Origin of the sequence: Glycomyces sp. L485, assembly GCF_022548875.1 — a bacterium.
Taxonomy (GTDB): Bacteria; Actinomycetota; Actinomycetes; order Mycobacteriales; family Micromonosporaceae; genus Glycomyces.
The window spans coordinates 1-1,444 of sequence record NZ_JAKZEW010000080.1 but is presented as its reverse complement, the minus strand read 5'-3'; the positions used below and the strand labels follow the sequence as shown (position 1 = coordinate 1,444).

Genomic DNA, 1,444 nt, shown 5'->3' with positions numbered 1-1,444 from the left:
GTCTCGCCCCCGCCGTGGTCGAGGCCGAGCATGAGTCGCATGGTCGTGGACTTCCCTGAGCCGTTGGGTCCCAGGAAGCCGGTCACCACGCCAGGGCGGACCTCGAACGACAAGTCGTCGACCGCCACCGTATTCCTGTATCGCTTGTACAGGCCTTTCGCGGTAATCATCGTGCTCCTATTCCAGTGTGGTCTGGTCCGCCACACAGTTTTCAGCCTAGGGCCCGCACGCCGGTTCCGCGTCCCCTCGCAGACCGGTTCGCGCCTCCTCCCCGAGTAGGAGACGCGAACCGGCGTAGTACCGGCGAGGGACAGCGCGCCTCGATCACGTTGTCCCCCTTAGGTGCCTGTGTCAGGCGTCGCGCTTCTTGAACAGGGTCCAGGCGAGGCCGATGATCAGGGCGGCGAAGACCGCGAACACGCCACCGGAGGCCCAGCGGTCGAAGAAGCCGAAGTCCGGCGCTGCCGGACCGAAGTCCGCCGGGCCGGTCAGCATCAGCTGAGTCCCGGCGGTGAACGGCAGGAACTTCACGACCTGCACCAGCCAGTCAAGGGCCGGGACCATGGTGAGCCCGACGATCACCGACTCGATGATCAGCGGCATCAGGAAGATGACCACCAGCGCCGAGGGGACGCCGCGGAACAGCAGCCCCAGGCCGAGCCCGACCAGCATGTAGATCAGGTTGTAAGCCAGGTAGCCGAGGAGCGCCGACCGCACGGGGTCGTCGAACAGGCCCGGGACCTCGCCCCAGAACGCGAGCATCACGCTCGCGTTGATCGCGATCGACACCAGCGTGGCCGCGGCCGTCAGCGTCGTGACGGTCATGATCTTCGCCAGGATCAGGCGCGATCGCTGTGGAAGCGCGGTCAGGGTCGGCTGAATCGTGCCGTGCCGGTACTCGTGCCCGGTGGCGAAGATCCCGATGATCGCCATGAACACCGCCAGGAAGGGGATCCCGAAGGTCGCCCCGCCGTTGACGCCGACGGCCACGGCCATGGCGTCGAGCGGCTCGTCACTGGCGGCGAGGCCGAGGATCACCGGTATCGAGGCCGCGACCACCAGGCCGGAGCCGACCATCCAGTAGGTCGAGCGGAGCGTGCGCAGCCGCGTCCATTCGTATCTGAGTGCGTTAAGCATTCTGGGCACCTCCGGGGGTCTGGGCGGTCTGGTTCGGATTTTCGGCGACGAACTGCTCTGCGGCGCCGGTGGCGGAGATGAAGGCCTCTTCGAGTGAGGCCGAACGGCTGGAGAGCTCCGTGAGCTCGATGCCCTCGGCGAAGGCCAGGTGCCCGACCCGGCCGATCTCCATTTCCGAGACGACCAGTTCGCCGTCGTCGCCTTTGGTGACGCTCGCGCCATCGGCTTCAAGGGCGGAGACGAAGGTGTCGGCAGAGGGGCTTCGCACGATGACGGTGGTCTGGGTGAACTCGCGGACGAACTGGTC

General features: G+C 66.8%; 2 protein-coding genes and 1 pseudogene. All 3 read right to left on the bottom strand.

The genetic code is table 11. The features are described from left to right. Window positions 1-170: ATP-binding cassette domain-containing protein (locus L0U85_RS20100; RefSeq protein ID WP_241379552.1), on the bottom strand; the 170-nt coding region annotated here is incomplete at its 3' end. A 181-nt stretch (window positions 171-351) separates the two neighbouring features. Then, window positions 352-1,137, bottom strand: coding sequence for a hypothetical protein (locus L0U85_RS20095; RefSeq protein ID WP_241379551.1), 786 nt, complete (start codon window positions 1,135-1,137; stop codon window positions 352-354). After that, window positions 1,130-1,444 (bottom strand): annotated as a pseudogene (locus L0U85_RS20090) (ABC transporter ATP-binding protein); the annotation flags it as partial. The gene L0U85_RS20095 and the pseudogene L0U85_RS20090, both read right to left, overlap by 8 nt.

Excerpts from the sequence above, each read along its gene's own strand:
- L0U85_RS20095 (WP_241379551.1), bottom strand. The coding sequence starts at position 1,137 with ATGCTTAACGCACTCAGATACGAATGGACGCGGCTGCGCACGCTCCGC.